This window comes from Belnapia arida (assembly GCF_016773205.1).
Taxonomy (GTDB): domain Bacteria; phylum Pseudomonadota; class Alphaproteobacteria; order Acetobacterales; family Acetobacteraceae; genus Belnapia; species Belnapia arida.
Genome location: NZ_JAETWB010000043.1, coordinates 1 through 22,293, shown reverse-complemented (window position 1 = coordinate 22,293; position 22,293 = coordinate 1). Strand labels below are relative to the sequence as shown.

Here is a 22,293-nt window from a genome sequence, read left to right as displayed (position 1 = left end):
GGCGGCTTTGGTCCCCTCGGTGATCGATCTACGCTTCCTTTGCGTCCTAGAGACGTGGACACGCGCTTTCGACAGTCGGCCGGAACTGCCCCTTCCGCCAGGAACATCGGCTGCGAAAGGTGACTCGTCGAAGTAACCGCAACCAATTCCACGCCCGCGCGCCGGCTTCCCACGCCCACGCCCACGCTGCCACAAACGGCACCGTCGCATCCTCTGTTCGTCGAAACACGAGAAGAGGAAGCAAATGATGCACGGGATGATGATCTCCGCGGCAACCCAAATCGTGGTGTGGGTGGCAAGTGCGACCCGGCACCATTTCGAGGCGGCCCGCCTGCGGCGGAAGGAGCGGCGCATGGCGAGCGCGCTGAGCGCGCTGGACGACAGCACGCTCAAGGACCTCGGGCTATACCGGAGTGAGATCCCCTCCATTGCTCAAGCACGTGCGGCCAGCCTGTGTGAGGCATGAAAAAGGCCGGATCGGGATCTGTCGGGTGAGTACCACCCGTGGCAAGGCGGGCCAGGACTTTCCTGTCCTACTGCTGCACGAAAGCATCGAGTTAATAGGGCATACCGCCCTCGGCATGGAGCGCAACGCTGTGGCATCCGAGTTGAAAGTTCACCAGCAGCAGCAAGAAGCGCCAGCCGACGTGCTTGCTGTCCTAATCCGGCCGTTCGATCGAGTACATGAGTTCGAGGTCTGGAACCTGTTCGTACAGTGCATACGCGAGATCGCGCCGCCATCGGCGCGGGCCGAGGTCGATGCTTACATCGCCAGGGCCTTGGCCGGCGACTACCGCGACGTCGCAACACACTACCAGCCGGGACGAGGCAGCGGCTTCTGGCTGGCGTTGTCCCGGGATGGCGACCTGCTGGGCACCTTCGCCCTACGGCCAATCAGGGAGGATGTCGCGGAGCTCCGCCGCATGTATGTCAGCGCTGCTGTCAGACGGCGTGGCGTGGCACGGGCCATGCTGGCCAAGACGGAGGCGCTCTGTTCCGAATGGCGCTTCCGGAGGCTGTTTTTGACCACCTCCAGCATGAATCAGGCCGCGGTTGCACTCTACCGCGCGGCCGGCTTCGAACAGCGTGACTATGTGCCTCCAGGCGTGTGGGAGAAGCCGCCGCCTGGAGTGCGGACCTTCGCCTTCGAGAAGGCCCTGCCGTAATCAGCAGATCATGGCCAGCATCTCAGAGCCCAGGCGGCACTCCAACTCCGCCTTCTACACACAACGGTCTGTCCATGAGGTGAGGCCTGTGTTTGCCCGGCGCTCGTGCGAGTACTCGTGCCACCGTGGTATGTGTCCATGCGCCGCGGCCTGACGGCACCGGTACGCCGCACTGGTTCAACGCACGCGCCAACGCCGCTTGCCCGGTGACGCCATTGGCCCGCAGCCGCTGTACTTCCAGTGGCAGCCGGTGCGCCGCCTGCTCCGCCGCCCGGCGCCGCGCCTGGGCCGCTGCCGCGGCGCTGGGTCCCACCGTCGGCCGATAGCCCCGGTCGCCGCCCAGCGCCGCCCCACGCGCCTTGGCAGCCCGCAGCGCGGCCCTGGTACGCTCGCTGATCAGCTCCCGCTCCTTCTGCGCCATGGCGGCGTAGATGCGCATCATCAGGTCATCGGCGCCCGGCATGTCGGCCGCCCGGATCTACTAGCCCTCCTCCAAGAGGCCAGAGAGCGTGTGGGCACGCCGGGTGATCCGATCGAGCCGGGCCGCAACCAGCACCGCGCCGAGCTGCCGGCAGCGAGCTAATGCTGTCTGGAAGCCGGGCCGCCGATCGTCCTTGCCGGAGGCGATGTCGGGGTGCTCGGCAACTAGCGTCCAGCCCTGAGCCTCAAGATAGGCTCGAAGGCTGGCCTGCTGTGCCTCCAGTCCCAGCCCACTCTGGCCCTGCTCGGCCGTCGAGACCCTGAGGTACCCGACCGCCAGCCGCTGCTCCTGCCGGCGCATCAGCCCACGGGCCCGGCGGTGACGCGGTAGACCGTGTAGCTGCCCTTGGCGCCGTCCTTGCCGGGGCCGACCTGCCGGACCCGGTCATGGACCACGACCTCAAAGCCACGCTTCTTGAGGCCGGCGAGGAAGCCACGGACCGTATGGGGCGCCCAGCCAGTCGCCTCGATCATGTTGGGGCCGCTGGCGCCATCGGCGCGGCAGAGGAGGGCGAGGATCGTCTCCTGTTTGGTTCCGGTGCGTGGAGTTCGTGAAGCCCCGGGCTGGCGCGGATGCCGCGCGGGGCGGGCAGGGGGCAGGGCGCTGCGCAGGGCCGCGATGGCTTCTGCCAGGCCGCTGCGCTCGTTGCCCTCGTCATCTCAGGCGGCGAGTACCTGCTGGGCCGCGGAGCGGAGGGCCGTGGCGGGCGCTGTGCGGCCCGTGGAGGGCGGCGACGCTGCGGCTGCCTCAGATCCCGCTGTCGCGCCCTGGGTGCCCTGCTGCGGCCCGCCAGGTGCGTCCTGGGGCGGTTCGGCGGCCTCCGCTGCGTCGACGGTGTGGTCCGGCCCCTGAGGCGCCTGCTGAGGGCCACCGGCGCGCATTGTGGGCATCGTCGCCTCGCCGTCTTGCGCCGGAGCAGGCGCGCCCTGGCCGGCCGTCACCGTGATGCCGATCGCGGCTAACCCTGCGTCGCTGATCCGCAGGAGTACCACCTCGCCGTCGAGCTTCCACACCAGGCTGGCGTCCTCGCCTTTAGCGGTGGGCAGAACTTCCATCAACCCGGCGCCGACCAGGGACTTCGCCACCGCGCCACGCGGCGCCGGGGGCAGGCTGGCGGGCGGCGCGGCCAAGCCGCCCGGGTGGTGCGAGGCGGTCCTGAGGATCAGCGTCTGGGTGTCGGTGAGCTTCGTCATGATCGGGTCTCCCGCAGGACCCAGCCCGATACCGCGTCCTACGACCCGAAGCCCCGCCAATCTGCCGGCGAGGGTGGTGCGCAACCGTGCGAAGGGCAGGTGTGGGACTGTTCGCTCGGCTCAGGGAATATGTGAAGCGGAGAGTGCGATCTGAACGATTCTTGCACTCCGAGCCCAGTGACGATCTACGGTCCTGCGCAGATGTTCGATGGCAACGCCAACACCTTCTACATCGCTGCCAACAACACCGGCGGCGCACGGGGGCAGATGGGCTACACCTTCGCAGCCCCCGTTGCACCGGTCGAATGTCGCGTCACTGCGCGCAATGACGCGTACTTCGGCGATAGCCCGAAGGATGTCCCCATCCAGTGGTGCTCAGATGGCATTGATTGGCATACGACGGATAGTCCCACCGGGCTGACATGGACCACCGAACAGATCAGGACGTTGTCGATCACGCCGTAAGTGGATGCAGAACTCATTTCCAGGGGCGAGGGCTCGTCACGCAGCCGGACCAGCTTATCGATGTGGCGATGTGACCGGTGTGTGTGGGAGCGCGCCTTCGGTGCGCAGCCCGTGCCAGGCCAGACCGGCGTCTGCGATGAGTGCCCCCAACGCCCCGACAGTACATGCGAGAGCAAGGCCAAACAATACGAACAACGTGGTCGCAGCCGACGCGTCCCGTACCGCACCTACGAACAGAGCAGACGCCGCGCCGCATGACGCAGCACCGCCCACCCCACCCAGTGCAAGCGCCGCGTCCAGGCCAAATCGCCGGCGCCGCAGCCGTGCCAGGTGGGCGCGCATGAGGGCCGCGCTGGCGCCGTCAGGCTCAGCGAGGAGAAGCGCTGCCGCGTGCCCGGCCTGGTCCGAGACGTGGGTCGACCGGGCATTAATCACGCTCACCAGCGTGCCGATGCCTGAGAGCAAGAAGACCGGCGTGAGCGCGACCTGAATGACGTGCGCGATGCTGTCCAGCGGTGCACCGGCGAAGGGGCCGACCACGGTTCAGGGCTCGGCCCGGCAGCGCAAATCCGGGACGCGTCGCCGCCGGGGACACGTCGGGCGCAGCAGATTGCGGTTCGCGGTCAGGCTACGAACACCTTGGTCGGCGGCCGCCAAAGGTGCTCCGGTGCCTGCACGCTGTCGCTCGTGCCACACCGCTGCGACGCCGGGCTTGGCCTGACGAAAACAACGAGAGTCCGTCATTCGCGGGCGTCGCTGCGGCCTGCCGCTCGTGCATCCTGCCCGGTCCGATCGAACGCGAACACCGCGGCCATCAGCGCGACCGCCAGACCGGAGGTCAAAACGACCCCGAGGATCATGGCGATCCAGCCATGCAGGCCCATGCCGGATCCATCGAACCCGAACAGGATCCGGGCCGCCAGCAGCCGAACGAGCAGAAGTCCGGCGCTGGCCACGGAGAAGACCATCACGTGGCGCCACATAGTGTGGTCCTCCCAGCAATGCTCCGGTCGGCACGCCGGTCCGCGGTGCGCTTGCACGCCATCGGCGGTCAGCGCGCAGCGGTCCAACCCGCCGTGAACTCGCGTTCCGGCAGGAAGCCATCGCGGTTGGGCATCCTGACGCGCGGCAGGCTTGCGCGGTCGAGCCCACCCTCTGCCGGCAGAATCCCGTTCAGGTACAGGATGTAGGCGGACACGGCGTAGGTCTCGTCGGCGCTGAGCGACGCCGGCGCCTGGTAAGGCATCGCCCGGCGGATGTAGTCGAAGAGCGTCGTCGCATAGGGCCAGTAGCTTCCCACGGTCTTGATCGGCTGGCCGGAGGCGAGCGTGCCCTGACCACCCGCGAGGCGGTCCCGAATGCCGTCCCTGCCCTCGGGTCCATGGCAAGCCGCGCAGTTCTCGTCGTACACGGCCCGGCCCTGCGCCACCGTCCCGCCGCCCGCAGGAAGGCCTGCGCCATCCGGCCGGACGTCAATGTCCCAGCCAGCGATCTCCGAAGCGGACGGCGTGCGACCGAAGGATTGGGCGTGCGGTTGGTGCGACATCATGCCAGCCGCGAGGACACCCACGGCGAGGGCCCTAGGAGAGCGCATTGCGGACATCCCCTTCGGCCGAGATTCGCCAGGTCTGCTGAGCGCTGTAGTGGAACAGCGCGTTGGTCCCGGTCCGCGCGATGAACGCTGCACGGTCCGGCTGGACGTTCCGCATCTCGTCCGTCGCGCGGCTAACGATGCCTGTTGGCGCGCCGGCCCAGACCCAGTCCATCTCGAACCGCACCTGGGCCTTGGGCAAGGCGGGCGCGGTGAGCCGCGCCGCCTGCCAGGATGCTCCGCCATCGGTGCTAACCTCGACCTGGACGATGCGGCCATGGCCGCTCCAGGCGAGGCCGGAAATGCGGACAGGGCCGGGGCGGACGCGCATCATTCCCGACGGCGCCGTGATGACGGAGTTCACCTCCTGCCGCAGCTGGAACTGCCGCGCGCGGCCATCCGCCTGCAGCTGGGTGTACCGCGCCGTCTCCCAGCGAGTCATGAAGGGCTGGTCGCCGAACTTCAGCCGGCGCAGCCACTTGATACTGAGGTTGCCCTCGAGCCCCGGGAGGAACAGCCGCAGCGGGAAGCCGTGAGCCGGCCGTAGCGGCTCCCCATTCTGCGCGTAGGCGAGGATGCCCTCGGCCATGATCTCCTCGGTCAGCGGGATGCTGCGCGCCACCGCAGCGCCGTCTGCGCCCTCGGCCAACATCCAGGTTGCGGACGGCACCCCGCCCACAAGGTCGATGACGAAGCGCAGCGGCACGCCCGTCCATTCGTGCGTGCTGACTAGGCCATGGGTGTTCTGCACGGTCAGTGTCGGGTCGGCCGCCTTCCAGTTCTCCCAGCCGTTGCCCGTGCATTCGAGGAAGGCGACGCGCGAGACCGACGGCATCGCGCGGATGTCGTCCATCGTCAGCACCAGCGAGCGAGCCGCCAGGCCATGTACCAGCAGCCGGTGCTTAGCGGGGTCGAGGTCGGGAACGCCCGCATGGCTGCGCTCGTAGTGCAGGTCAGTCGGCGTGATGCTGCCGACCAGTCGATCGAACGGCGTCTTCGAGTTGATCGCATCGACCGGATCGACTGGGCGGATGCCCGGGGCCGCCTCGGGCACCCGTCCAAGCTCGACGAAGCGCGAGCGCTCGCTCCGGGCGGATAGCGGCGCACCCGGCTCACGCGCCGGTACGTTGGCGAGCGTGTCGGCCCCAGCCGGACTAGTCGTCAGACCCGCCGTCGCGGAAGCGGCCAGCAGGCGCCGGCGACCGAGGGGTGGCGCGCTGCTCATGGTTTGCGCCCCCCGAGCGCGTCGGCGATCACCTGCTCCGCCGGCGCGAGCCGTCCTGCGATCCCACCCGGCAGCCCGTGCCTGCCTTCAAGCGTGCTGGCGGCGTTTAGAGTCACGCGGGTGGTGCCGTCGGCGTCCTGCCGGACCAGCACGCGCAGCGGAAGCTCGAGCGCGAAGTCGGGCGCGGCGAGCATTAGCGGTGTCCCACCCCTTGGATTGCCGTAGAGGATGACCGTGGTCGGCGGCATCTCAATCCCGACCTCCGCGGCCGCGGCGCGGTGGTCGATCTCTGCGAAGATCCGGAAGCCGCGCCCCTCTAGGGCCGCGCGCAGGCGGGCGAGCGTCTCGGTGAATGCCAGGGAGCTGCGCAGTCGCAGCGCGTCGTCCATGCCTGAGCCTCCTTTTGCGTCGGCCATCGTGAGCGCCAGGCCGGCGACGAGCGCGGCCCGGCGCGGGACCCTGCAGCACGCCGGAACGATGACTTCGTTGGGCGCTACCATGTCCCTGGGAGCGGCGACGGCCTGATGGGTCATCGCGGCGCGGTCCGCCGGGCGATGGACACGCCGTAGACGCGCTGGCGCAGCGGCAGCAGCGGGTCGTCGGAGGCCTGGATGCCGTCGGGCAGGTTGTTCGGGTCGTAGAAGAGCTGCAGCTCCTCGCTCTGGTCGCCGTGCAGGCCGGTCACCTCGACGGTGCCGAGCTCCACGCGCTGGCGATCCGACGGCCACAACGCGGTGACGTCGTTGGTCGGGTCGCTGGGCGACGCCAGTTGCGCCGTAACGGTGAAACGTACCGGCGCCGCGCGGAGGCGCGTCGTGAGTTCATCGAACAGGAAATCGGGCGGCCGTGCACGGCGTTCCTCCGGCGAGAGCCCGGCGAGCCCGACCGCGGGCTCGATCACATAGCGGAACGCCCGGCGCGACCCGTCGGCCGCCTCGAACACCATCGCGGTGTTGCCGAAATATCGGGTTGTGGCGAAGCTCGCCGCCTGTTGCTGCCTGCGACCCAGGAATTGCTGCGTCTCCGGATGCACGGCGACGAAGCGTTGCAGCGGCGTGGGCGCGGGTACGCCCGGGCCGCTGGCGGCGACGGCGCGTAGGAAGGCCAGGAAGTCCTCGCCATTACGCACGGGGAAGCCCTCGCTGCCATGCGCGACGATGTCGTTCGGCCGGCCGTCCGGCGTTAGGAAGCGGATGGCCATGCCGGGCGGTAGCGTGTCGGGATCGCCGTCGGCGATGCCGGGCACGCCGGGACCGTCGGAGAAGCGGACCAGCACCGGCACCACGCCGGTGAATTGTGGCGCGCGGGAGAGGCGCGCGGCTTCGGGCGCCGGGCTGAAGCGACCATCGTACAGCCGCCCTTTCGCATGGACGCGGCGTGCACCGGGGTGAACGCCGAACAGGACCTCCAACGCGTCAACGATCTGCGTGTCGAGGTCCGGCTGGCTCCGCGCCGCCGCGAACGGGATGATGGACAGGCCGGCGATCAGAAGCGTGCGGCGGGGCGTCATGGGTGATCCCTGTCAGACATCGAGGTAGACGAGCCGGGTGAAGAGCGCCGGGCCGATGACGAAGCCGCCCCACATCGCGTCGAAGTCGGCGGTTGGCTTTGCGGCGATGGTCTCGTCGAGTGAGCGCCCCTGCCGCTTCAGCGTGGCGATTTTCCCGCGGATGGCCACGAGCATGTCGCGGAAGGCGAGCAGTCCGGCTCGGTCGCTGACCGGGTTGCCGTGCCCGGAAATGACGATGGTCGCGTCGGTTGTCGCCGCCAGGTTGGCCTCCGCGGCGCGGATCGACCCGTCGATGCTGCCGCCGGTCGAACGGTCGATGAACGGATAGGCGCCGTTCCAGTAGGTGTCGGCGGCGTGCAGGATGTCGGCCTCGACGAAGCGCACGGCGATGTCGCTGTCGGTGTGCGCCGGGCCGTACCAGCGCAGCTGGAGGGTCGCGCCGCGCACCGCCAGTGTCCGCTCGGTCGCGAACACCTCGGCGGGCAGTGCCGCCGCGGGCAGGGGGGCGAAATCGTGATCCCAATCTTCGACCCGCTGCGTCGCTCGAAGGTGCTTGAGCGTGTTCTCGTGCGCGACGATCGTCGGGCGCAGCTCGCACAGCCACTGGTTGCCGCTGGCGTGGTCGAAGTGCCAATGCGTGTTGACCAAATGGGTCAGTGGCGACGGGCCGAGGTGGTCCAGCGCGGCCGCCATCTGCCGGCGCGAGACCTCGATGCCGGCATCAACCATCACTTTCCCGTCGCGCCCGGCGAACACTGCCACATTGCCGCCGGAGCCCTCGAGCACCGCAACGCCGCCGCGCAGGTGATGGATCGCGATCGGCGCCGCCGCCGCCGCGGACCGGATCTGGTCGACGATGCCTTGCGCTTCCGCGAAGGCCTGCCGCGGCGTCAACGCGCCGCCAGCCGCCGTCAGTGTCGCCGAGAGGCAGCAAAGGCAGATGCCGCGCCGCGTGATCCAGTGTCGGGACGTCGATCGCATCGCGTGCTCCTCAAGACTGCGCAAGGGACCCTGGTTCACGCAGGCCGGGCGGCTCTGCATCGTCAGGGCGCGTAATGTGTGAAGACTCGGTCGGTGGCCTTCGCGGCACGGTCGTGGCAGGGGAAGCAGGTCCGCAGCAGCGCTTCGTCTCGGTTCGGCTTGCCGCCCTCGAACTGGCCGAACCCCCAGCCGCCCGTGTCGGCGTAGCGCCTCGAATCCTTGACGCTGAACTGGACGTTGGTGGGAGGACCCGCGACGAAGGACTGCGCCTGGCCGAAGGCCGCGCCGTTGGCGGCCGACGACTGGTGCCGCCAGGCGAGCCGCGCGATGACCGTGCCGTCGGGAAACGGCCGCGTGCCCTCCTGGAATGCGCGCACAGCGATGTCGTTGCCGAGGATCGCCCGCAGGTCGTCGAGGCCGCCCGCCTCGTGCGCCACGCTGATCAGCCGCCAGTCGCGATAGCCCTCTGGCAGCCGGACGCCAAAGACCCCCGAGGCTTCGTCCTCGGCACCACCGCCCATGATGGGCATGAGGGCGATGACGCAGGCCGCGGTGGCGGCGACGGCACGGATGACGCTGCGGCCCGACCGGGCGCAGCGCATGAATGGGAGCATTGCCCAGAGCATCATATCTGAGCCGCTCCACCGTCGACGAAGAGCTCAGTGCCTGTGACGAAGGTCGCATCGTCCGAAGCCAGAAACAGCGCGGCGCGCGCGACCTCGGCCGGCTCGCCGACGCGGCCGAGCGGGACCTGCGTGGCCATTTCTCCCAGGAGCGCCTGCTGATGCGCGGGCTCTGGGCCTGCCAGGCCCACCAGCCCTGGGGTCCGCGTCGGCCCCGGGCTGAGCACGTTGACGCGGATACCGCGCCCTCGAAGGTCGAGGATCCAGTTGCGCGCGAAGGACCGCACGGCGGACTTGGACGCTGCGTAGACGCTGAAGGCCGGCGTCCCGACCGAGGCCGCTGTCGAGCCGGTCAGGATGACCGACGCGCCGGGGCCGAGCAGCGGCAACGCGCCCTGAACCGTAAACAGCACGCCTTTTACGTTGCTGCCGAAGGTGTCGTCGAACTGCGTCTCGGTGATCTCGCCGAGCGGCAGCATCGACCCACCGCCGGCATTGACGAACAGCACGTCGATGCGCCCGGCGTCACGGCGGATACGGTCATACAGGCGGTCCAGATCGGCCAGGTCAGAAGAGTCCGCGCCAATGCCAACTGCAGCGCCGCTGATCTCAGCGACGGCGTTTGCGAGTTCCGTCTCGCGCCGGCCGGTGATGAAGACGCGAGCGCCCTCGGCGGCAAAGCACTGGGCGGTGGCGAGGCCGATGCCGGTCGAGCCGCCGGTGATGACGGCGATCTTGCCCGCGAGCCTGCCGGATGCGGCCGGGCTCATGACGCCCCCAGGAAGGCAAGGAGGTCCTCGTTGACCCGGTGCTTGAGAGTCGTTGCCATACCGTGCGGCGCGCCTTCGTAGATCTTAAGCGTTGCACCGCGAATCAGCTTCGAGGAGTGCATCGCCGAGGCGCGGATCGGCACGATCTGGTCGTCGCTGCCGTGTAGCAGCAGTGTCGGCACGTCGAAACGCTTCAGGTCCTCGGTCGTGTCGGTCTCCGAGAAGGCCTTGATGCAGAAATACGAGGCCGGGAAGCCAGCCATCATGGACTGCCGCCAGAACTCGTCGCGGACGCCTTCCGATACCTCCGCGCCGGGCCGGTTGTAGCCGTAGAAGGGCAGGCTCAGCTCGCGCCAGAAGGCCGCACGGTCGGCCAGCACGGCCGCGCGTAGCTTGTCGAACTCCTCAAGCGGGGTGCCCTCCGGGTTCACGGGGGTCTTCAGCATCAGCGGCGGGATGGCGCCGATCAGCACCGCCTTCGCCACGCGGCCGGTGCCGTGGCGGCCGATGTAGCGGGCGACCTCGCCGCCGCCCGTGGAGTGTCCGACATGCACGGCGTCGCGTAGGTCGAGCGCCCGCGCCAGGGCGGCAAGATCGTCTGCGTAGGTGTCGAGGTCATTGCCCGCCCACGGCTGGCTCGACCTGCCGTGGCCGCGGCGGTCGTGCGCAATGCACCGGAAGCCGCGCGACGCCAGGAAGAACATCTGGTTTTCGAAGGCGTCGGCGTTCAGCGGCCAGCCGTGGCTGAACACCACCGGTGGCCCGGAACCCCAGTCCTTATAATAGATCTCGGCCCCATCCTCAATTTTGATGCTAGGCATTGTCTGTCTCCTGGATCTGGAGCTTGGCGCGGGCCGAAGCGGCGGACGGCGTCAATCAGTGCGGTGCGACCCTGCGGTCGAGGAACTCGCGGATCATCGGCGCCATCGCGTCGAGCTTGTCCTTGAGTGCGAAGTGTCCCGTATCGAGCAGGTGCAGCTCGGCATCCGGTAGATCGCGCCGGTATGGATGGGCGCCCTCAGCCGGGAAGATCTGATCATTGGCGCCGCAGACGATCAGCGTCGGCGGCTTGCGAGCGCGGAACCACTCCTGAATTACGGGATAAAGCGGGAGGTTGGTGCGATAGCCGTAGAACAGGTCCATTTGGATGTCAGCATTACCCGGGCGGTCGAGCAGTGCTTGGTCATGCACCCAGTTGTCAGGCGCGATCCGCGACACGTCGCGCACACCGTCGGTGTACTGGAACTTCGTTGTTGCCGGCGTTACAAGAACTTTTAGCGCTTCCCGATGCGCCGGCGAACCGTCCGCCCAATACGCCTTGATCAGGTCCCAGAAATCCTTGAGATCTTCTTCATAGGCGTTTCCGTTTTGGACGATTAGACCGGTGATGCGGTCCGGATGCTTTAGTGCGAGACGCCAGCCGACCGGCGCACCGTAGTCCATCACGTACATCGCATATCGAGACACGCGCAGGCTATCGAGAAGAGCATCCACCAGCGCGCCGAAGCGATCGAAGGTGTAGGCGAAGGATGCGCGGTCCGGCATATCGCTCTGGCCGTAGCCCGGGTAGTCGGGCGCAATCACGCGGTAGCGGTCAGCAAGCAGCGGAATCAAGTTGCGGTACATGTGCGACGAGGTTGGGAAGCCGTGCAGCAGCAGCACTACCGGCCCATCTGCCGGGCCAGCTTCACGGTAGAAGATGTTCACGCCGTCGATGGCGGCGGTGCGATAACGTGTGACGGGCAGCGCGGCCTGCGCCGCCGTTGCGGCCTGCGCCTGTGATGTCCGCAACGCGGCGACGGCGGGAGCGATGCCGGCACCGCCAAGCAGGAAGGCCCGGCGGCGATCTCGCCGCGTCTGGTCACATGCCCGAGCAGCCATCTTCATGGCACCGGTCTCTTCCATCGAAGCCTCCGTGAGCTTGATGACCCAACCCTATTCCGTGGTCCGGTCCAAATCCTTGGGGTGTTCCTGAAAAATCCTGAAACGCGACGTTGGGGCCGCATCGCCGGAAAGCGGATCGCCTTTAGCCGCGCTTCAGGGTTGCCCGAGATGCGACTTCTTGGTTGGCTATGAGCGGACGTCGCCAGTCGTTGCGGCGCGGCTGCCTGTTCTGGCCACGCCAGAGCTCAGAACCGGGTGCTTGCGGGGGAGCAGCCTTGCGGGATCGAACAGGAGCAATAAGCCGGCCGCACAGAGCATCACGTCCTTCAACACAAGCCGCCCAGGCCGGACAGGCACGGAAGCCGCGTTCCCGGTGGCGGAGCGGAGGAACCCAGGCCTCCGGCGTCGTCAGCAGGAAGGGCGGGGTGACGAAGGAGGGGAGGAATGCGAGGAGCGCGGCGGCAGCGCCATTTTCCAGCGAGATCAGCCCCGCAACGATCAGCAGCTCGATCGAGATTTCGAGGATTCCGGGGCGGCTGCGAATACGTAGGTGCCATTGTTCGTCTGCCATGCGCGCTGCTTTGGGACCAACTCTCCCTCGCAGGTCAGGTTCGCCCTGTACTAGTTAGAGTGCTTGTAGAGCAGCAACATGGCTGGATTGTTGGCGACTAGCGGCGTGATGCTGTCCGCCTCGTGGAGCGCGAGTTTGACCGCGCAGATCCAGATGGAGGCGACGGCGATCGCCACACGCATGAAGTGGAAGTCGGGACGGTCCGTGGAACTGAGCCAACTCAGGATTGAGACCAGGACGTTCATCGGCGTTCTCCTTGGCATTGCGACGCGCGTCGCGCGAACGAATCCTAGGGAAGGGTCCGGCGGGACTGCTTGATACGTTATTGAAGAGTCGAGAGAATCTCATGGGCCGGCCAGGCCCTCACCCGGATCGCGTCGCCTTCAGCTGCGCTTGCCATAGTCTTCCCGCGGTGCCGCTGCGGCTCGGGACAAGAACAACGTCACACAGCGGAGAGAGCACCGCGCCCGCCATCGCAGTAGCGGCCATGGCCGCGGGAGCGTTAGGGTTCGGCGACACCACCGAGGTTGCGTTCATGCCCGCGCCAGAACTCGACCAGGCACCCGCGACCTGGGAACTCGACATCGTGCGGCGGGAGCTGCGCAGCCGCGACCGGCCGGTGGCGCTTGGTGGACGCGCATTCGAACTTCTCGAAATCCTCGTTTTGGCCGCCGGTGAGCTGGTGACAAAGCAACACCTGATGGCGCGCGTCTGGCCCGGCGCCATCGTGGAGGACAACACGCTGCAGGTGCACATCTCGGCCATCCGCAAGGCGCTGGGTGCCGATCGCAGGCTGCTGCAGACGGCGTCAGGCCGTGGCTACCGTCTCCTCGGCCGATGGACTGTCCGACGGAAGGATGTCACGCCGGTACCGCAAATGCCCGCTGCGTCCATACGGCCCGCGGCGGGCAATCTGCCGTCAACCGCTTCGGAATTGATTGGCAGGAGCGATGCGATCCAGCACATATCAGTGCTATTGACAGCCTATCGCATGGTGACGCTGACGGGGCCGGGCGGGATTGGCAAGACGAGCCTTGCCCTCGAAGTCGCGCGGCAATCCGGCAGAGAATTCGATGATGGTGCCCATGTGATCGAGTTTGCGACGGCAACCGATCCCGCGCTGGTACCATCCACGGTCGCGCGCGCGCTGGGCCTGACGTTCGGCGAGAGCCAGGCATCCGCGGCGTCGGTCGCCAACGCCATCGGCGATCGCGCGATGCTGCTCATGCTTGACAATTGCGAGCACCTGATCGACGCCGCAGCATCGATGGCGGATGAGATAATCCGGCTTTGCCCCCACGTGGTCATCCTGGCGACGAGCCGCGAGATGCTGCGGATCGCTGGCGAGTGCATCTATCGTGTTCCCCCGCTATCACTGCCGCCAGAGGGGATGAAGGAGCGCAGCGAAGTGCTCCGTCACGGCGCGATACGGCTCTTCGTCGCGAGGACGCGGTCCTCTGGCTTTGATTTTTGCGCCGAAGGAACGGACCTGGGGGCTGTCAGCGCGATATGCCGGCGGCTCGATGGCATACCATTGGCCATCGAGTTCGCCGCGGCGCGCGCCGCGACGCTAGGCCCAGAACTCGTTCTGGCGAGGCTGGAGGATCGCTTCGCGCACCTGACCCTTGGCCGCCGGACGGCGCTGCCGCGGCACCAGACCCTCCGTGCCGCCCTCGACTGGAGCTATGACCTTTTGTTGGCGGAGGAACAATGCCTCCTGCGGCATCTGGCTGTTTTTGTCGGCGGGTTCACGCTGGATGCCGTCGTCGCGGTGACGCGTGGCAGGATCGGCGAAGGGAGCACCGTTGCGGAGATCCTGTCGACGCTTGTTGCCAAGTCGCTGGTCTCGGTCGAGGGGATTCACGAAGCCACCCGCTGGCACCTGCTGGAAACGCTCCGCGCCTATGCCCTCGACAAGCTTCGCGCCGCCGGAGAGGCGCGAGAGGCCGCCCAGCGACATGCGGAACACTACCGCGGCCTGGTCGAACGACGACCGGTTGAAGGCGGGCTGGAAGCCTGTGGCAAGGAGATCAGCAATGTCCGCGCGGCGCTGGACTGGTGTTTCTCCGACACCGGCGATGCCGCCATGGGCGTGGCGCTCGCGGCCGCCTACGCACCCGTGTGGCTCCACCTTGCCGTCCTGCCAGAATGCCGGGAAGCGATCCAGCGTGCGCTCGAACGATGCGGGCCGGCGGTAGACCCGCGCATTCGGATGCGTCTGCACATCGCGCTTGGCTTCGTGCTTTCCTACACGGCAGCCCCGTCTGAGCGCAGCATTGAGGACGTCCTGTCGGAGGGGCTTGATATCGCCGAAAGCCTTGGCGACATCGAAAGCCAGATCCTGGCGCTCTGGGGTCTGTCGACGTTGCGGATGCGGGACGGCGATAATAGGGCTACCAAATCTCTGGCCGAAAGGATCCAGGCCGCGGCTAAGCGCTCAGGAAAGTTCGCGGACATCGCCGTGGGCAATCGAGCCCTTGGGACGGCGCTGCACTATTCGGGAAGACATTCGGCGGCTCGCCTTTGCCTCGAACCGGCCGCTGCGATGTCCGCGACCGCGGCACGGGGAGACTACGAGGCCCTGCTGCTGACCGATGTCCGCATTCAGAGTCGGGCGATGCTGTCGCGCGTTCTGATGCTGCAGGGCTACGCCGACCAAGCGCGCATCCAGGCAAAAATGAGCTACGAGCAGGCGCTGGACGCGAACCACAGGATGTCGATCTGCTTCACGCTGCGCCACGCTTTATGTGCAACGTACCTGACGCTTAGGGACATGCCGGCCGCCGAGGCGGCGGTCGCGCAGCTTGTCGATGCCGCCGCGACGTTCAAGTTCGCCCGATGGGCATCGCAGGGCCGTTGCCTGGAAGCGATGTTGTCGATTCGGCGGGGCGACTTTGTCGATGGAACGGCGCAGCTGAAGACGGCGATCGACGCGAACATCAATGGTGGCCGGTCGTATTGCTACCCCGAGATGCTGGGCGCACTCGCGGAGGGCCTCGCCGGCGGCGGCCGGTGCGACGAGGCCCTGGCGACGTTGGCTGCCGCGGTGGAATGGTCCGAGCGGAACGACGAGACCTGGTACCTCCCCGAACTTTTCCGTCTTGAGGGGGCGTTAGCACCGCACACGACCGTCGCTGGAGCGCGACACGCCGAGCGGACCTTCCTGCGCGCCATCAGGCTTTCGCGCCGGCAGGGCGCACTGTTGTGGGAACTGCGGGCGGCAAGCAGCCTGGCGCTATTGCGCCTAAGCCAGGAACGGCACGCCGAAGCGCATCGCGTCCTGCAGCCGGTGTTCGACCGCGTCACAGAAGGGGGCAATATGATCGACGTCCAATATGCGCGTGCACTCCTGTCGCGCCTCACCTGACCGAAACCGCCCCAGAGACTTTCATTCCCCAGTTCCGACCGCTGCTCCAGTCGGTCCCCTCACAACCTGTCTCTCCCAATCAGACCACCGCGCTGAGGCGCAGGTTTGGCCTGGGTTTCTGCGGCAACCTTGATGGTGCAGCGGCGGAACGGAGCCGGGTTTTCTCTCCGAAATGCCGGAGAGTCTCCGGACCTTGAGGGTAGGGCGATTTAACCCTCAAGCTTTACCGCGTTGAGATCGCACGATTTTCGGGCGGGATGCTGGCACCATATTCAGCGTGGCGACCGCCTGCCGGTCGAAGTTATTGACGAGATCGGCGTCTCCGCCCCCAAGCTCTTGCATTTCCGGAGCCCTGGCGTCCAACCGGCTCAGATCAGAATCAACGGGAGCCGCCCTGGGCCAGTCGGAAGGCCTGCTGCTGTCACCCGGTGGCGTAGAGATCGAGGCTCTGCGCGAGCTCCTCCCACTGACGGAGGGTCCGCTCGACCGACTTGCGGAATGTTAGCGGATCCTCGTAGCCGGGAACGGTGTCGATGGCGCGCAGCCGTCGCACCATCTCTGCGCTGGTTGCGACCGTGCGGAAGGCAGCGGTCAACTGATCCAGGATGGGCTGAGGGACCCGTGCCGGTGCGAAGAGGCCAGTGAAGCCTGTGAAATCGAAACGGCGGGAATAGCCAAGCTCAAGAAGCGTCGGCACTTCGGACGCGAGCGACGGCACACGATCTGCCCCGCCGGTTGCCAGCGGCCGGATACGCCGCGTGCGGATCATCTCACCTGAGGCCGTCATGCTGTGGAAGCCGCCGTGGAAATTGCCGGCCAGCAGGTCCTGCAGCATGGGCGCTTCGCCCCGGTAAGCGACTTGCGTCACGCGAAGCCGTGCCTCCTGCGCCAGCAGCAGGGCATAAGCGTGCCCTGTCGAGCCTTGGCCGTAGTTGCCGAAGGCAAGCTCGCGCCCGCGGCCCCAATCCACGAACTCGGAGAGCGTCGTCACAGACGCCGGCACGGTCGGCCCGATACAGAAGGTGATGGCGGTGGTGCCGAGGCGTCCTACCGGGAAGAAGTCACGCACCGGGTCGTAGGGGAAGCGGCGGAAAGTCACTGGCGCCTGCACATGTGTCGTAATGTTGTAGAGTAGGGTGTAGCCGTCCGGCACGGCCTTTGAAGCGGCCTCTGCCCCCACCATGCCGCCAGCGCCGGCACGGTTCTCGATCAGGACCGGTTGGCCGAGTTCGGTCTGCATGCCCTCAGCCACCAAGCGGGCCCACACGTCGGTGCCGCCGCCGGGCGGGAAAGGGACAATGAAGCGGATGGGCCGGTCTGGGTAGCGCAATCCGCCCTGGCCTTGGCCATATCCCTGGGCGCGGGCGATGGCGGGCATGGCGAGCGCCTGGGCAGCAAGGCCTAGGAAAGAACGGCGGTGCATAGGTGATCCTCCCGTGTGATGACCGCTCTCCGGCGGCTGCTCACGGACGTCATGAAACATGCGTTGCCTACAGGTGCGCAGGGAAATTACCGAGCTCCGGTGGTCGTGAGACAAGGCGGTCCTGACGACCGTCGACCCCCACCTTCTATCCCGCAAATGCCCAGCTTCGTAGGCGATGTAGTATTCCAATTAAGAACACGGGATGAGCAGCTATGCGCCCATCTCAGTCGTCTGCTGGGCGCGACCGACATCCTGAAAGCGGGCCAAGCATACCCAACCCTGGCTGACCGAGAAGGGCGGAGAGCGGACCTACGACGATCGCGGCACGATCGCTAGCAGCGCCACGCCGACGCCACCGACTAGCGCCATCATGCCCAGCGGCAGTGCGTACCCTCCAGTCCAGCCGGTCAGCAGGGCGAGCGCCGGCGCGGCGACTAGCAGCGCGATGCCGCGCCCAGTAAAGAGCACGCCAATAACCCCTCCGACACCGCGGCGGCCGAAGCGATCGGCGGTCACCGCCGGCAGCAGGGCGACGAAGCCGCCATAGGCCGCGCCGAAGCCAACGGCGAAGGCGACGAGCAGCAAATGGCTGTCGGCCAGCGCCCACAGCGCGGTGAGCCCGACCACCGCCGTGCTGCAGCCGAGAAAGGTCGCCTCTCGGCCAATCTCGTCAGCTACCGCGCCGAGCGCGAAGCGGCCGATGATCGAGCCGATGCCGAGAAGGCTGAGCAGTGCCAGCGCTTCGGTCCTCGGCATTCCCACATCTGTGGCGGATTGGGCGAGATGAGCGAAGGGCAGCGAGATTGGCATGGAGACAAGCAGCGTCCCCGCATAATACAGCCAGAAGCTCCGGCAGCGCAGCGCCTCGGCGAGGCCCGGCCCCTCTGCCGTCGGCAGCGCGGGCGCGGCAGCGTCGCCGTCGCAGCGCTCGCCGTAGCGCTCTGGCGACTCCGCCAGCAGCAGCGCACCGCCGATGCCGACCACCGCCACCGCGATGCCTGCCGCAACGAAGGCCATGCGCCATCCGTCAAGGGCCGCGGCGGCCCAAGCCGCCGGCGGCACAAGTGCCGTGCCGACACCGATGCCGGCCGCCGCCATGCCAGAGGCGAGGCCCCGCCAAGCGACGAACCAGCGCTGCACGGCGGCCATCGCTGGCACGTAGGCGAAGCCGATGCCGAGACCAATGACCAGTCCGTAGCAGAAATAGATCTCGAGCAGCGTCCGCGCAGCCGCCGCGGCGAGGAGCCCGATTGCGACAAGCCCCATTCCCGCCGCGGCGAGCGGCCGCGGCCCGATGCGGTCGGCCAGCGGGCCGCTGACCGCGCTGACAGCGAAGGCGGCGCAGCCGCAGATCGCATAAACCATGCTGACCGAAGCGCGCGAGGCGCCGAAGGCTTCCTCCAGTTCCGCAGCGAAGGCAGCATAGGAATAGGCGGCGCCATAGCCCGCCATCAGCACCAGGAAAGCGCCGGCCACCACGAGCCAGCCGCGGAACAGCAGCGGCGGCGGGGCAGGACGGCGCCATGCATGGCTTGACGGGGTACGGCGAGGCGTCGACCTGGCGACCGCGCGCCGCATGCGCATCGCCGCCCCGCTCACCATGTGGCGGCACGCAGCGCGCCACCGAGGAACCCCGCGGCCTGGGCGGCAGACATCGCAGTGAGCTCCGGCCAGGCCAGCGCTGCCACCAGTCCGCCGCCGTCGGGCCGCGGCAGCAGGCTTCGCTGCGACTGCCCAAAGGCAGGGTAGTCCCAGGCGTAGCCGGCACCCGCATAGGCGATGCGGCGCACCGGGCGTCCGCCGCTGGCAAGCCGCTCGGCGAGGTCGGCGCAGTCTTCGGCGCTGTTGCCAGCATCGGCTTTGCCGTGCAGTACAAGCACCGGGTCCGTCGCTGCCGCCGCGGCCGCGGCCAGGCCTGCGCAGCCAGGGTAGAGCAGGACACGCCCTGCCACCCCGGGCCCGAGACCGAGGGCCCGCCGTGCACCGGCCCCGAAGCCGATGACGCCTACCGGCTTCGCCTCGAGCCCCGCTGCCGCCGGCAGCGCCGCGACAGCCCTGGCCACCGCCGCCGGGTCTTCTTCGCCGCGCAACACGTCGAACACTACCAAGTCCGCGCCGAGAAGCTGTTCCACATAGGACGCGCTGCGCGGGTCGGCGCCCAGCCCGTCGGGGAGCAGCAGCACGAGCCCAGCGACCGGGCGGCGCGCCGGCAGGAACAGCCTGCCGCCCAGCCCGCCCGCCTCCATGAAGCGGATCTCGACGGCCGGTCCTTCGGGCAGCTCGTCCGCTGCCGCAGGACCGAGGACCAGCAACAAGGCGAGTAGCACCGTGACGACCGCCCAGCCCGCGCGCGACGAGGTCTTCGGCACGGCTTCGGCCCGGTGCTGCTCCGACAGGCGCCAGAGGTTGATCGGCAGCAGGGCGGCATGCAGGAGCAGGATCGGCAGCAGGCCGAGCTGCGCGGCATAAGCGACGAAGGCCACGTTGCTGGCGATCGCCGCCAGCCGCAGCGGCCGCATGCGCTTCATCAGGAAGGCGGCCAGCACGCAGGCGCTGGCGATCCAGCCGGAGGCCTCAGCGAGCTGGTCCATGGACGTCGCGGCTCCATTGAGGTGTCGCCAGGACGGTGCCCCAGGCCGACCGCGGGCGCCTGAAGCGGGTGTGAAATTACTCTGACGCCAAGGTGAAATGCGATACCAAAATGGTCCGGCTCCGCCACTTCTGATGCGCTTGCCCACTGTGTTACAGGACAAACTGAGGTGCATTCCGTGCCGGAGATGCGAAGGTGGAGGCTCAGAGCTACGCCATCGGGCAGCGGGTCTTCGAGCCGGGGCAGGGTGTCGTCCGCGCGCCCGACGGCACGGAGACGATCCTCCGCCCGAAGACGGCGCAGGTCCTGCTCCATCTGGCCAAGCGGGGCGGCGAGCTGGTGCCGCGCCATGACCTGATCGAGGCAGTCTGGCCTGGCGTCTACGTGACGGAGAACGGCCTGACCCAATGCGTGGCCGATGTCCGCCGTGCTCTGGGACCGGACGAGGCTTTGCTGCGCACCCTGCCGCGCCGCGGCTACCTGCTCGACATCGCGCCAGCCAGGCCGAAGGCAGCGCTTGCCGCCGCCCGGCCTATGGGCGGCGTGCCGGTGTTTGCGATGATGCCACTGCGGCTGCCACGAGGCAGCGACCCCAACCTCGCTGTCTTCGCCGACATCTTGCTCGACAGCGTCGTCGGCTCGCTTGCGGCGCTGCGCGAGCCGATCGTGATCTCGGCCAACTCAACCCGTCACCTGGCCGGCGTGACGGAGGACGTGCCTGCGCTCGCCCGCCGGGTCGGGGCGGACTATCTCGCTTCCGGCAACCTACAGCGCTTAGGGGAGCGAGTGCGCCTATGGGTTGAGGTGGCCGAGGCAGTACAAGGTGCAGTGGTTTGGCACCGCGCCTACGATCTGACCTGGGCTGGCCTGTTCGAAGCGCCAGACGAGCTGGCAACAACCATCGCCCACATGGTGATGCCCCGGCTGCGCGATGCGGAGTTGCGCAACGCGATGCGCCGGCGGCATGACCTCGGCGCCTATCACATGATGCTAATGGGTCAAAAGGAGATGTCCCGGCTCGAGCGGGCCAGCTTTGATAAGGCAGGCGACATGCTGCGCCAGGCTGCGGCGCTCGACCCCGGCTTTGCGACGCCGCACGTCGCACTAGCCGATTGGCATAGCCTGCGCATCGGTCAGCGCTGGTCGGAGGACCCGGCGGCCGAGGCGCGCGCGCTGGAGGAAGAAGTTCGGCTGGCGCTCGAGCTGGACAGCGACCATGCCCGCGCGCTCGCGGTGCTCGGCCACAACTGCACCATCCTATACCACGACTACGACCGGGCGCAGGAACTGCTCGACCGCGCATTGGATATCGCACCGAACGACGCAGAGACCTGCCTCTGGATCAGTCCGACCTTGGCCTATTCCGGCCGGGCGGGGGACGCGGTGCGTAACGCAGAGCACGCGATCCGCCTCTCGCCCGAGGATCCCCTACTGTTTCGATACCAGCATTTCCTGAGCATCGCGCACTACGCAAACGGCTGCTGGGAGGAAGCCGCGCATTGGGGGATGCGGTCCCTGCAAAGCAATGGTGGCTACACCTCAAACCTCGCAATGACCGCTGCCGCGCTCGCGGCGCTGGGCCGGGCGGAGGAAGCGCGTCTGCCCGCGGCGCGCCTCATGGAGTTGCGCCCAGAATTTCGTATTGGTGTGGCCAAGCCGCGCTGGCCTTACCGTGACGAAGCCTTAAGGGAGCGATATGGGCAGCACCTCATCGCGGCTGGTCTTCCCCCTTGAAACCGCAGGAGGCGAGCCGCAATGGCCCCAAGTGTCCGCTCGGGGTCGAACCCTACTGCATTGCCCACGAACGACGAAGGTTTGCTTCCGCCCGCCCTGGTTTCCAAAGCCGCCGGTCCGCTATCGACCAGGATCGGTCCCGCAGTTCATCCTAAGACAGCTGCCCTAAGCTTTCCCGTCCCGGGTGATCATGGACTGCTGCTCCACCCAGCTCAGCGGAAGCGGTTCTAGCAGCTGTGGCAGACCGAGGAGAGACGAGGCTTGGCCGTCGAGGGTCGCCTCCACGATCTCTGGCGCCAGCAGAGTCAACCGCAGCAGGCTGCCCAGGTAGCCCTGCTCAATCTTCTCCGCTGCGGCCATCTCGCTGATGGAGGCGTATCGCCCTCGTCGAGCAGCCGCTGGTACCGGAACGCCCGCGCCAGCGCCTCCACCAGCGCCAGGTCAGCCCGAGCGACGCCAGCTGGCACATCCCCTTGCACCGGCATCACCACCGCCTCCCGCCCCGGCCGACGTCAAACAGCGAGCGGCACCCGGACCGTGATGTTGGTGGCCACGCGAACTCGGGCGTCCGGAACCAATTCCGATCGACCAACCCGAAGGCGACCTTTGTGCCTTTTCGCATTGGATCCGATGTTGACGGGCGCCCTAAGAGTCCATCCGGGATCATGTGGTTTTCTGACATAGCCTTCGCAGCATGCGGCGGACGGATGCCCAGCGCA

General features: G+C 67.7%; 24 protein-coding genes and 1 pseudogene. 5 read left to right on the top strand and 20 right to left on the bottom strand.

All coding sequences use genetic code 11. From position 1 onward, the window contains the following. Positions 1-244: 244 nt before the first annotated feature. Positions 245-466, top strand: coding sequence for a DUF1127 domain-containing protein (locus tag JMJ56_RS28865; RefSeq protein WP_202835208.1), 222 nt, complete (start codon positions 245-247; stop codon positions 464-466). Between the two features lie 25 nt (positions 467-491). Further along, positions 492-1,166 carry a GNAT family N-acetyltransferase gene (locus tag JMJ56_RS28860; protein WP_202835207.1) on the top strand — a complete coding sequence of 225 codons (675 nt, stop codon included), beginning with the start codon at positions 492-494 and terminating at the stop codon, positions 1,164-1,166. A 22-nt stretch (positions 1,167-1,188) separates the two neighbouring features. Here JMJ56_RS28860 and JMJ56_RS34365 read toward each other — a convergent pair. The 3 genes and pseudogenes from JMJ56_RS34365 to JMJ56_RS28840 form a co-directional block, all read right to left on the bottom strand. Beyond that, positions 1,189-1,947 (bottom strand): annotated as a pseudogene (locus JMJ56_RS34365) (recombinase family protein). Further along, on the bottom strand, positions 1,947-2,246 hold the full coding sequence (locus JMJ56_RS28845; protein WP_236038769.1) for a DUF3489 domain-containing protein: 300 nt from the start codon (positions 2,244-2,246) through the stop codon (positions 1,947-1,949). Before JMJ56_RS28845 ends, JMJ56_RS34365 begins: the two are co-directional and overlap by 1 nt. A gap of 60 nt (positions 2,247-2,306) precedes the next feature. Next, the gene (locus JMJ56_RS28840; RefSeq protein ID WP_202835204.1) at positions 2,307-2,840 is read right to left on the bottom strand and encodes a hypothetical protein; all 534 of its coding nucleotides are present in this window, start codon (positions 2,838-2,840) and stop codon (positions 2,307-2,309) included. Between the two features lie 201 nt (positions 2,841-3,041). Between JMJ56_RS28840 and JMJ56_RS28835 the strand changes: the two genes are divergently transcribed. Continuing rightward, positions 3,042-3,305: a hypothetical protein gene (locus JMJ56_RS28835; RefSeq protein WP_202835203.1), complete on the top strand. Its 264-nt coding sequence runs from the start codon at positions 3,042-3,044 to the stop codon at positions 3,303-3,305. A 54-nt stretch (positions 3,306-3,359) separates the two neighbouring features. Here JMJ56_RS28835 and JMJ56_RS28830 read toward each other — a convergent pair whose 3' ends face one another. From JMJ56_RS28830 to JMJ56_RS35085, 13 genes are all read right to left on the bottom strand, one after another. Beyond that, positions 3,360-3,845 carry a DUF2721 domain-containing protein gene (locus JMJ56_RS28830; RefSeq protein WP_202835202.1) on the bottom strand — a complete coding sequence of 162 codons (486 nt, stop codon included), beginning with the start codon at positions 3,843-3,845 and terminating at the stop codon, positions 3,360-3,362. A 200-nt stretch (positions 3,846-4,045) separates the two neighbouring features. Beyond that, complete coding sequence (locus tag JMJ56_RS28825; RefSeq protein ID WP_202835201.1) at positions 4,046-4,288, bottom strand: hypothetical protein; 243 nt, start codon at positions 4,286-4,288, stop codon at positions 4,046-4,048. Between the two features lie 68 nt (positions 4,289-4,356). Then, entirely contained in the window at positions 4,357-4,875 is a 519-nt protein-coding gene (locus tag JMJ56_RS28820; protein ID WP_328702495.1) for a cytochrome c, read from the bottom strand. Positions 4,876-4,885: 10 nt separating this feature from the next. Beyond that, positions 4,886-6,121: a sulfite dehydrogenase gene (gene soxC / locus JMJ56_RS28815; RefSeq protein ID WP_202835199.1), complete on the bottom strand. Its 1,236-nt coding sequence runs from the start codon at positions 6,119-6,121 to the stop codon at positions 4,886-4,888. Further along, positions 6,118-6,510, bottom strand: coding sequence for a DUF302 domain-containing protein (locus tag JMJ56_RS28810; RefSeq protein WP_202835198.1), 393 nt, complete (start codon positions 6,508-6,510; stop codon positions 6,118-6,120). Before JMJ56_RS28810 ends, soxC begins: the two co-directional genes overlap by 4 nt. A 140-nt stretch (positions 6,511-6,650) precedes the next feature. Further along, positions 6,651-7,631 (bottom strand): catalase family peroxidase, encoded by a 981-nt coding sequence (locus JMJ56_RS28805; RefSeq protein WP_202835197.1) that lies wholly within the window; start codon positions 7,629-7,631, stop codon positions 6,651-6,653. A gap of 12 nt (positions 7,632-7,643) precedes the next feature. Further along, a complete protein-coding gene (locus JMJ56_RS28800; protein ID WP_202835196.1) occupies positions 7,644-8,612 on the bottom strand; it encodes an MBL fold metallo-hydrolase in 969 nt (322 codons plus the stop codon). A gap of 62 nt (positions 8,613-8,674) precedes the next feature. Further along, positions 8,675-9,226, bottom strand: a complete 552-nt coding sequence (locus JMJ56_RS28795) for a cytochrome P460 family protein (protein ID WP_202835195.1) — start codon at positions 9,224-9,226, stop codon at positions 8,675-8,677. Positions 9,227-9,237: 11 nt separating this feature from the next. After that, on the bottom strand, positions 9,238-10,005 hold the full coding sequence (locus JMJ56_RS28790) for an SDR family oxidoreductase (protein ID WP_202835194.1): 768 nt from the start codon (positions 10,003-10,005) through the stop codon (positions 9,238-9,240). Further along, positions 10,002-10,826: an alpha/beta fold hydrolase gene (locus tag JMJ56_RS28785; protein WP_202835193.1), complete on the bottom strand. Its 825-nt coding sequence runs from the start codon at positions 10,824-10,826 to the stop codon at positions 10,002-10,004. The genes JMJ56_RS28790 and JMJ56_RS28785 overlap by 4 nt, the downstream gene beginning before the upstream one ends. Positions 10,827-10,881: 55 nt before the next feature. Beyond that, positions 10,882-11,910, bottom strand: a complete 1,029-nt coding sequence (locus JMJ56_RS28780) for an alpha/beta fold hydrolase (RefSeq protein WP_236038761.1) — start codon at positions 11,908-11,910, stop codon at positions 10,882-10,884. 121 nt (positions 11,911-12,031) lie between these two features. After that, positions 12,032-12,460 (bottom strand): DUF417 family protein, encoded by a 429-nt coding sequence (locus JMJ56_RS28775; protein ID WP_202835192.1) that lies wholly within the window; start codon positions 12,458-12,460, stop codon positions 12,032-12,034. Between the two features lie 50 nt (positions 12,461-12,510). Beyond that, complete coding sequence (locus JMJ56_RS35085; protein ID WP_202835191.1) at positions 12,511-12,705, bottom strand: DUF417 family protein; 195 nt, start codon at positions 12,703-12,705, stop codon at positions 12,511-12,513. 242 nt (positions 12,706-12,947) lie between these two features. Here JMJ56_RS35085 and JMJ56_RS28765 point away from each other — a divergent pair, with 242 nt between their 5' ends. After that, positions 12,948-15,827, top strand: a complete 2,880-nt coding sequence (locus JMJ56_RS28765; RefSeq protein ID WP_202835190.1) for an ATP-binding protein — start codon at positions 12,948-12,950, stop codon at positions 15,825-15,827. Between the two features lie 421 nt (positions 15,828-16,248). Here JMJ56_RS28765 and JMJ56_RS28760 read toward each other — a convergent pair whose 3' ends face one another. The 3 genes from JMJ56_RS28760 to JMJ56_RS28750 all read right to left on the bottom strand — a co-directional run bounded on the left by JMJ56_RS28760 (position 16,249) and on the right by JMJ56_RS28750 (position 19,841). After that, positions 16,249-17,205 carry a Bug family tripartite tricarboxylate transporter substrate binding protein gene (locus tag JMJ56_RS28760; protein ID WP_202835189.1) on the bottom strand — a complete coding sequence of 319 codons (957 nt, stop codon included), beginning with the start codon at positions 17,203-17,205 and terminating at the stop codon, positions 16,249-16,251. Between the two features lie 354 nt (positions 17,206-17,559). Beyond that, positions 17,560-18,828: an MFS transporter gene (locus JMJ56_RS28755; RefSeq protein WP_202835188.1), complete on the bottom strand. Its 1,269-nt coding sequence runs from the start codon at positions 18,826-18,828 to the stop codon at positions 17,560-17,562. A 17-nt stretch (positions 18,829-18,845) separates the two neighbouring features. Next, a complete protein-coding gene (locus JMJ56_RS28750; RefSeq protein WP_202835187.1) occupies positions 18,846-19,841 on the bottom strand; it encodes a dienelactone hydrolase family protein in 996 nt (331 codons plus the stop codon). Positions 19,842-20,035: 194 nt separating this feature from the next. On the opposite strand from JMJ56_RS28750, the gene JMJ56_RS28745 reads away from it, so the two are divergent. Then, positions 20,036-21,574, top strand: coding sequence for a winged helix-turn-helix domain-containing protein (locus JMJ56_RS28745; RefSeq protein WP_202835186.1), 1,539 nt, complete (start codon positions 20,036-20,038; stop codon positions 21,572-21,574). A gap of 165 nt (positions 21,575-21,739) precedes the next feature. On the opposite strand, the gene JMJ56_RS34360 is transcribed toward JMJ56_RS28745, so the two are convergent. Next, positions 21,740-21,934: a hypothetical protein gene (locus tag JMJ56_RS34360; RefSeq protein ID WP_236038759.1), complete on the bottom strand. Its 195-nt coding sequence runs from the start codon at positions 21,932-21,934 to the stop codon at positions 21,740-21,742. Positions 21,935-22,293: the final 359 nt, after the last annotated feature.

What these genes read in the sequence shown, in the direction of transcription:
- JMJ56_RS28750 (WP_202835187.1), bottom strand. Translation starts at nt 19,841, where the DNA reads ATGGACCAGCTCGCTGAGGCCTCCGGCTGGATCGCCAGCGCCTGCGTG.
- JMJ56_RS28800 (WP_202835196.1), bottom strand. Translation starts at nt 8,612, where the DNA reads ATGCGATCGACGTCCCGACACTGGATCACGCGGCGCGGCATCTGCCTT.
- JMJ56_RS28760 (WP_202835189.1), bottom strand. Translation starts at nt 17,205, where the DNA reads ATGCCCGCCATCGCCCGCGCCCAGGGATATGGCCAAGGCCAGGGCGGA.
- JMJ56_RS28795 (WP_202835195.1), bottom strand. Translation starts at nt 9,226, where the DNA reads ATGCTCCCATTCATGCGCTGCGCCCGGTCGGGCCGCAGCGTCATCCGT.
- JMJ56_RS28755 (WP_202835188.1), bottom strand. Translation starts at nt 18,828, where the DNA reads ATGCGGCGCGCGGTCGCCAGGTCGACGCCTCGCCGTACCCCGTCAAGC.
- JMJ56_RS28785 (WP_202835193.1), bottom strand. Translation starts at nt 10,826, where the DNA reads ATGCCTAGCATCAAAATTGAGGATGGGGCCGAGATCTATTATAAGGAC.
- JMJ56_RS28805 (WP_202835197.1), bottom strand. Translation starts at nt 7,631, where the DNA reads ATGACGCCCCGCCGCACGCTTCTGATCGCCGGCCTGTCCATCATCCCG.
- soxC (WP_202835199.1), bottom strand. Translation starts at nt 6,121, where the DNA reads ATGAGCAGCGCGCCACCCCTCGGTCGCCGGCGCCTGCTGGCCGCTTCC.
- JMJ56_RS28775 (WP_202835192.1), bottom strand. Translation starts at nt 12,460, where the DNA reads ATGGCAGACGAACAATGGCACCTACGTATTCGCAGCCGCCCCGGAATC.
- JMJ56_RS28865 (WP_202835208.1), top strand. Translation starts at nt 245, where the DNA reads ATGATGCACGGGATGATGATCTCCGCGGCAACCCAAATCGTGGTGTGG.
- JMJ56_RS34360 (WP_236038759.1), bottom strand. Translation starts at nt 21,934, where the DNA reads ATGGCCGCAGCGGAGAAGATTGAGCAGGGCTACCTGGGCAGCCTGCTG.
- JMJ56_RS28835 (WP_202835203.1), top strand. Translation starts at nt 3,042, where the DNA reads ATGTTCGATGGCAACGCCAACACCTTCTACATCGCTGCCAACAACACC.
- JMJ56_RS28825 (WP_202835201.1), bottom strand. Translation starts at nt 4,288, where the DNA reads ATGTGGCGCCACGTGATGGTCTTCTCCGTGGCCAGCGCCGGACTTCTG.
- JMJ56_RS35085 (WP_202835191.1), bottom strand. Translation starts at nt 12,705, where the DNA reads ATGAACGTCCTGGTCTCAATCCTGAGTTGGCTCAGTTCCACGGACCGT.
- JMJ56_RS28810 (WP_202835198.1), bottom strand. Translation starts at nt 6,510, where the DNA reads ATGGACGACGCGCTGCGACTGCGCAGCTCCCTGGCATTCACCGAGACG.
- JMJ56_RS28840 (WP_202835204.1), bottom strand. Translation starts at nt 2,840, where the DNA reads ATGACGAAGCTCACCGACACCCAGACGCTGATCCTCAGGACCGCCTCG.
- JMJ56_RS28780 (WP_236038761.1), bottom strand. Translation starts at nt 11,910, where the DNA reads ATGGAAGAGACCGGTGCCATGAAGATGGCTGCTCGGGCATGTGACCAG.
- JMJ56_RS28790 (WP_202835194.1), bottom strand. Translation starts at nt 10,005, where the DNA reads ATGAGCCCGGCCGCATCCGGCAGGCTCGCGGGCAAGATCGCCGTCATC.
- JMJ56_RS28765 (WP_202835190.1), top strand. Translation starts at nt 12,948, where the DNA reads ATGGCCGCGGGAGCGTTAGGGTTCGGCGACACCACCGAGGTTGCGTTC.